This window comes from Anaerophaga thermohalophila str. Valhall, from assembly GCF_000250735.1.
Taxonomy (GTDB): Bacteria; Bacteroidota; Bacteroidia; order Bacteroidales; family Marinilabiliaceae; genus Anaerophaga; species Anaerophaga thermohalophila_A.
Genome location: NZ_AHZV01000225.1, coordinates 1 through 6,796 on the forward strand (window position 1 = coordinate 1; position 6,796 = coordinate 6,796).

Annotated in this window: 6 protein-coding genes; 2 read left to right on the forward strand and 4 right to left on the reverse strand. The window is 42.9% G+C overall.

All coding sequences use genetic code 11. From position 1 onward, the window contains the following. Positions 1 to 424 precede the first annotated feature (424 nt). From rplT to thrS, 4 genes are all read right to left on the reverse strand, one after another. Positions 425 to 778 (reverse strand): 50S ribosomal protein L20, encoded by a 354-nt coding sequence (rplT, locus tag OQ5_RS0112230; RefSeq protein ID WP_016777765.1) that lies wholly within the window; start codon positions 776 to 778, stop codon positions 425 to 427. A gap of 99 nt (positions 779 to 877) precedes the next feature. After that, positions 878 to 1,066: a 50S ribosomal protein L35 gene (gene rpmI, locus OQ5_RS0112235; RefSeq protein WP_441005799.1), complete on the reverse strand. Its 189-nt coding sequence runs from the start codon at positions 1,064 to 1,066 to the stop codon at positions 878 to 880. A gap of 45 nt (positions 1,067 to 1,111) precedes the next feature. Then, on the reverse strand, positions 1,112 to 1,666 hold the full coding sequence (infC, locus tag OQ5_RS0112240) for a translation initiation factor IF-3 (RefSeq protein WP_044107836.1): 555 nt from the start codon (positions 1,664 to 1,666) through the stop codon (positions 1,112 to 1,114). A gap of 136 nt (positions 1,667 to 1,802) precedes the next feature. Then, positions 1,803 to 3,737: a threonine--tRNA ligase gene (thrS, locus tag OQ5_RS0112245; RefSeq protein ID WP_016777768.1), complete on the reverse strand. Its 1,935-nt coding sequence runs from the start codon at positions 3,735 to 3,737 to the stop codon at positions 1,803 to 1,805. 418 nt (positions 3,738 to 4,155) lie between these two features. On the opposite strand from thrS, the gene OQ5_RS0112255 reads away from it, so the two are divergent. Both OQ5_RS0112255 and OQ5_RS0112260 read left to right on the forward strand, forming a co-directional pair. Then, positions 4,156 to 4,758: an ABC transporter ATP-binding protein gene (locus OQ5_RS0112255; protein ID WP_016777770.1), complete on the forward strand. Its 603-nt coding sequence runs from the start codon at positions 4,156 to 4,158 to the stop codon at positions 4,756 to 4,758. Between the two features lie 850 nt (positions 4,759 to 5,608). Beyond that, positions 5,609 to 6,376: an ABC transporter permease gene (locus OQ5_RS0112260; RefSeq protein ID WP_016777771.1), complete on the forward strand. Its 768-nt coding sequence runs from the start codon at positions 5,609 to 5,611 to the stop codon at positions 6,374 to 6,376. Positions 6,377 to 6,796: the final 420 nt, after the last annotated feature.

Below are 6,796 nucleotides of genomic sequence, written 5' to 3' on the forward strand. Positions count from 1 at the left end.
GCACTTAAATTAGTATTCCTCTATAAACACGCAAAAGTTTTTACAATATGTGTGCCTGTTCAGAAAGTGCCAGTTGCAAGGCTTGCGAAATCGCCAAAAACGGAGTTTACCTTAGTAAATGGGTATTTTGGCGGATAACGTAACGCAGCAAATGGTACTTTCTGAACAGAAACTATTTAGTGTCTGTATATAAAGTAGGAAAAGTTTCCTACTTATCATGTGTCTGTTCAGAAAGTGTCATTTACAAGGCTTGCGAAGTCCGAAAATAGGGAGTTTACTCATCGTAAATGAGTAATTTTCGGACGAGCGTAATCACAGTAAATGGCATTTTATGGACAGACAATATTTAGCAGTCCCCAAATTATAAACAAAAAACCCGCACCAAATTTTGACGCGGGTTTTTCCGGAAAATTATCTTAAAAGCTTAGTTCTTATTCATGGCTTTTTTCACCACGGCTTTAAAGGCATCGGGGTGATTAACGGCCAGATCGGCCAGAACTTTGCGGTTGATGTCGATGTTTTGTTGTTTCATAAGTCCCATAAGGCGGCTGTAGGAAATGCCTTCGAGACGGGCTGCGGCGTTGATACGCTGAATCCACAGCGAGCGGAAATTTCTTTTTTTCGCTTTACGGTCGCGGTAGGCATATAGCATACCTTTTTCCCAGGCATTTTTGGCTACCGTCCACACGTTTTTACGACGACCAAAATAGCCTTTGGTGAGTTTCATCACCTTTTTTCTTCGTGCTCTGGAAGCAACAGCATTTACTGATCTTGGCATGTTTTTACTGTTTTTTAGAATGGTTAGCGTCCTGTTCAGGAACTTTTAGCTAAGTCATTCAGGTTTTTAAAATAAATTGATTTAAAGAATTGCGGATTTTTACTTCATTCCGAGTAAAAGCTTCACGTTGTTACGATCGGCTTTGTGCACCTCGCCAAAATAGGTCAGATTCCGCTTTCTTTTCTTTGATTTTTTAGTCAAAATGTGACTTTTGTAAGCATGCTTACGCTTGATCTTTCCACTGCCGGTCAACGCAAAACGCTTTTTGGCACTGGAATTCGTCTTCATTTTTGGCATTGTTCTATATATTTATTTTGGTATAAAAAATACAGATTATTTCTTCTTCTTGGGAGAAAGGAACATTGTCATCCGTTTTCCTTCGAGACGTGGCATCTGCTCTACTTTTCCTACTTCTTCAAGGTCCTGAGCCAGGCGGAGCAACAGGATTTCTCCTTTCTCCTTGAACAGGATGCTTCGACCTTTGAAAAAGACAAAAGCTTTTACCTTATCTCCTTCATTCAGGAACTTTTCGGCATGTTTCAGTTTAAAATTATAGTCGTGTTCATCGGTATTGGGGCCAAATCTGACCTCTTTAACTGAAACCTGAACCGATTTTTGTTTCTGTTCCTTTTGTTTTTTCTTTTGCTGATAGAGGAACTTCTGATAATCAATGATCCGACAAACCGGAGGATCGGCCTTTGGAGAAATTTCCACAAGGTCAAGTTCCATCTCGTCGGCCAGTTTCAGGGCCTCGTTTGTCGGGTAAACCCCTGGTTCGTCAATGTTATCTCCAACCACACGTACCTGAGGTACGCGGATTTGACGGTTGATCCTGTACCTTAGTTCATCTTTGGGGCTACGTCCGGTGTTTTTTCTTGGTCTTCCTATATCTAAACCCTCCTTTTACTTTAGTTAAACAATCAATTATGTTTATTCTCAGGCTTTTGTCAGCCTTATCTTTTGTTTCTCTTCTTAAAATTCCTTTTTGATTCCTTCCCTCGCTGAAAGGTAGCTTCCCTTAAGCCTAAGGAAGGCTCTTTTTTTCTTCCTTTTTAATGAAGTCGATAAACTCATCAATGGTCATAACGCCTTTATCGCCTTCACCCTGCCGACGCACGGAAACCTGGTTTCCGGCAGCTTCTTTTTCCCCTACGATCAACAGGTAAGGGATACGTTTCAACTCATTGTCTCGTATCTTTTTACCTATCTTCTCGTTACGGTCGTCTAACACGGCGCGAATATCGGAATTATTCAGCAAATTTAAAACATTTTTGGCGTATTCATTATATTTTTCACTGATGGGCAGAATTACAGCCTGTTCGGGTGTAAGCCAGAGCGGAAATTTCCCTGCAGTATGTTCGATCAATACCGCCACGAATCGTTCCATGCTCCCGAAAGGAGCACGATGGATCATGATCGGACGATGTGGCTGGTTGTCCTGACCAATGTATTCCAATTCGAATCGTTCGGGCAGGTTATAGTCTACCTGGATGGTTCCCAGCTGCCATTTTCGGCCGATGGCGTCGCGAACCATGAAGTCGAGTTTCGGGCCATAGAAGGCTGCTTCGCCGGTTTCGATAACTGTTTGCAGCCCTTTTTCCTCGCAGGCTTCAATGATTGCCTGTTCGGCTTTTTCCCAATTTTCGTCGCTTCCGATGTATTTTTCTTTATTATTGGGGTCGCGAAGTGATATTTGTGCCGTGTAATCGTTGAAATCGAGAGCCTTAAAGATATAGAATATGATGTCGATAACCTTTTTAAACTCATCTTTCAACTGGTCGGGGCGGCAAAAAATGTGCGCATCATCCTGGGTGAAGCCGCGAACTCTGGTCAATCCATGCAGCTCTCCGCTTTGCTCATAGCGATAAACCGTTCCGAATTCGGCAAGTCTGATGGGCAGATCCCTGTATGAATGGGGTTTAATTTTGAAAATTTCGCAATGATGGGGGCAATTCATGGGTTTCAGCAAAAACTCCTCACCCTCGGCGGGGGTATTAATGGGTTTAAACGAGTCGGCTCCGTATTTGGCATAATGACCGGATGTTTCGTAAAGCTCCTTTTGGCCAATGTGAGGCGTTATAACCTGTTCGTAGCCGTATTTTTGCTGTACCCCTTTGAGGAAATTTTCCAGACGTTCGCGCAGTTTGGCTCCTTTGGGCAGCCATAGCGGCAATCCCTGACCAACACGTTGCGAAAACGCGAAAAGCTCCAGCTCCTTACCCAATTTTCTGTGATCGCGTTTTTGGGCTTCTTCGAGTTTTTGGAGGTATTCATCCAGCATCTTTTGTTTAGGAAATGATATACCATAAACCCGGGTAAGCTGTTTGCGGGTTTCGTCTCCGCGCCAGTATGCTCCGGCAATGCTCAGTAGCTTGATGGCTTTGATGGGAGCCGTACTGGGCAGATGAGGTCCGCGACAGAGGTCGGTAAAGTGGCCTTGCTCGTAGAAGGTGATAGTACCGTCTTCCAATTCTCCGATCAGCTCAACTTTGTAAGGGTCTCCCTTTTCTTCGAAATATTTCAGGGCTTCCTGTTTGGAAACTTCCCGTCTTTTGTATTCTTCTTTTTGACGGGCCAGCTCAATCATTTTTTTCTCGATTTTTGGCAGATCAGCATCGGAAATTGTTCGGTCACCCGGGTCAACATCGTAGTAAAAACCGTTTTCGATGGCCGGGCCAATGCCAAACCTGATGCCGGGATACAACTCTTCCAGCGCTTCGGCCAAAAGGTGTGCCGAGGAGTGCCAGAAAGCATGTTTGCCCTGGTCATCTTCCCATTTATGAAGTTTTATATTGGCATCCTCATTAATCGGCCGGTGAAGATCGTACAACTGATCGTTCACAGTGACAGCCAGCACTTCTTTAGCCAGCCGCGGACTGATGTCACGGGCAATTTCTTCGCCGGTAACACCTTCCGGATACTCACGTACCGATTGGTCGGGTAATGTTATTTTTATCATTATGTTTGTACTTTTGTGCTTTTAGAACGTGCAAAGATAAGTATATTATGGAAAGGGGCAAAATGGGGGAATGGGGGGATTAGGCAAGTAGGTTGTGGTTAAGGTTGAGGTTGAGGTTAAGGCTGAGGTTGAGAAATCACCACATAAGGCACAGAAGAACACAGAGATAGAAGGCAGAAGGCAGAAGATAGAAGGCAGAAGATAGAAGCGAAGCAAGTAGAGACGCACGGCCGTGCGTCTATTAAAGAATACACCATATAAGACATATAAGAACACAGAAGATATGGTTGCATCATAGATAACAAAGATTAACCCAATTTGAAAGAGTATTTCTAATTATACGTCCCCCCTGGGAGGATTTAGGGGGCCCCCTGGGGGGATTTAGGGGTCTCCAGCAACCAGCAACAACGCAGAACACATGAAATATATGATTGAACTCAGGAACATATTTCTTTCATTTCAGGAAACTACTGTGTTTAATGATTTTTCTTTTTCTGTTGAGAAGGGAGAGAATGTTTGTATTTCGGGGCCTTCGGGGAAAGGCAAATCGTCTGTATTAAAAATGATACAGGGATACTTATTGCCTGACAGAGGCGAAATTATGGTTGGCGGATTGGTGCTGAATAAGCCTAATATAAAATCCATCCGATCTCAAGTGGCCTATGTGCCTCAGAATATTCATCTGCCTGTTGCTACAGGGAAGGAACTATTGGCCCTTATCGGAAACGAGCGAAAAGAAAGTCTGGCCGTAAGTTTCCTTGAGCAATTAGGGCTTCCTTCGACGATGATAGAGCGCCCTTTCGATGAAATGAGCGGTGGACAAAAACAGAGAATTGTTATTGCCGTGTGCCTTTCGCTCGAACGTGACATACTTCTTATGGATGAACCAACAGCCTCTTTGGATGATGAATCCATAGTGAAATTAATTGATGTTGTTAATTGTCTTGAGGATACAACTGTTGTATCAGCATCGCATAATGAGAAGTGGAGTAAGGCCGCCGGTGAAGTGATATATTTGTGAGGCCCCCTAAATCCCCCCACAGGGGACTTTTGATTTCGGATACTCTAGTGTCTGTCCATAAAGTACCATTTGCTGCGTTACGCTCGCCGCCAAAATCCTCATTTACGATTAGTAAACTCTGGTTTTGGCGGCTTCGCAAGCCTTGCAACTGGCACTTTCTGAACAGACACATGATAAGTAGGAATCTTTTCCTACTTTATAGACAGACACTAACTAACAACCCTAACAACCCTCACACCCTAACAATCTAACAGTAGTATAAAAAATATAAACCGCGAATTTTACGAATTATGCGAATTTTAAAAACTGCATAGCAGTTTTATAGATTGGCTTTGCCAATCCCACTTCGTTAAATTCGTTAAATTTGCGGTTTCCCCAACCTGGACAAGCCAGAACCGAACAAATTTATATATTATCTGTTGCAGCTCCGCAGCTTTTTGTTTTTCTTATTAAATAATTCTACCGTTCTATCGCCGCTCCGCGGCTATTAACTACTGTTATAGGGTTAAAAATACTAAAACTGCGGAGCGGTGACAGAGCGGTAACGTTACCAATAAAGTCAGTAACAATTAACCGCGGAGCGGTGACAGAGCACTAATATCAATTATCAATGACCAATTACCAATGACTAATGACTAATGACCAATGACTAATGACAATATTTTGCCAAAAAATACAACAAAATCAGGGATAAGGTACTAACAACCCTGACAATCCTAACAATCCTAACAATCCTAACAACCCTAACAACCATAACAATCCTAACACCCCTAACACCCCTAACACCCCTAACAACCCTAACAATCCTAACAATCCTAACAACCATAACAATCTAACAACATAGTAACCAATGATAGACATAGGAATCTGGGAACTTATTTTAGGCTTTTCGATACTTGTAATACCCTTGATGGTGTTCATGTACTACCGCATCAGACTGATAAAAGACATGTTGGTCAGTACTGCCAGGATGATCATTCAGTTGGCACTTGTGGCTGTTTATATGGAATGGATATTTGAAATGAACAACGCATGGGTCAACTCTCTGTGGGTTATTATAATGGTATTGGTAGGTGCCGGAACCATAGTGAAGCGTGTGGGAATGAACTGGCGAACCTACCTGTTCCCCTTTATTTTGGCCGGCCTTGTTTCAATGGCAATAATTGATGCATTTTTCCTGGGAGCGGTTATCCGGCTCGATTATTTTTTTGAGGCACGTTACTTTGTGCCGATATCGGGAATGGTTCTTGGAAATTCACTCAATCATAATATTGTAGGTCTGACAACCTATTTTGGGGGTTTGTCGCAAAAGAAGGAGCTGTATTATTTTTTATTGACCAACAGTGGGAGTCGACGTCAAGCCTTGTTGCCTTTTATTCAGGATGCATTGGTGAAAGGATTGAATCCTCTTTTGGCGAATATGTCGGTGATAGGACTTATTTCGCTTCCCGGAATGATGACCGGACAAATTCTGGGCGGTGCGTCGCCGGCAGCAGCTATTAAGTATCAGGTGATGATTATGGTAGCTATTTTTGCCGGGTGTACTATGACTTTGGTTTTAAGTATTCTTTTGTCTGGCAGGTTTGTTTTTGATGGATATGGAAATGTGAAGGAGTGAGGGGAGGGGGCTGGTTGCTGGTTGCTGGTTGCTGGTTGCTGGTTGCTGGTTGCTGGTTGCTGGTTTCGGGTTTTGGGTTTTGTTCGCCCGCTCTGCTACTTGCTCTGCAAGAATAGGTTAATTGGTTACCTGGTTGATTGGTTAATTAGTGTCTGTCCATAAAGTGCCATTTACTGTGTTACGCTCGTCCGAAAATTACTCATTTACGAAGAGTAAACTCCGTATTTTCGGACTTCGCAAGCCTTGTAAATGACACTTTATGAACAGACACATGATAAGTAGGAAACTTTTCCTGCTTTATAGACAGGCACAAATTAGTCAATTAGTTAATTCGTTAATTGATCATTGGTAATTGATCATTGATCAATTAAAAAATCTGTGTACGCTCGGCTATGCCGCTTGCTTGCAAGAATCAGTGGT

Excerpts from the sequence above, each read along its gene's own strand:
- thrS (WP_016777768.1), bottom strand. The coding sequence starts at position 3,737 with ATGATAAAAATAACATTACCCGACCAATCGGTACGTGAGTATCCGGAA.
- OQ5_RS0112255 (WP_016777770.1), top strand. The coding sequence starts at position 4,156 with ATGAAATATATGATTGAACTCAGGAACATATTTCTTTCATTTCAGGAA.
- rplT (WP_016777765.1), bottom strand. The coding sequence starts at position 778 with ATGCCAAGATCAGTAAATGCTGTTGCTTCCAGAGCACGAAGAAAAAAG.
- rpmI (WP_441005799.1), bottom strand. The coding sequence starts at position 1,066 with ATGAAGACGAATTCCAGTGCCAAAAAGCGTTTTGCGTTGACCGGCAGT.
- OQ5_RS0112260 (WP_016777771.1), top strand. The coding sequence starts at position 5,609 with ATGATAGACATAGGAATCTGGGAACTTATTTTAGGCTTTTCGATACTT.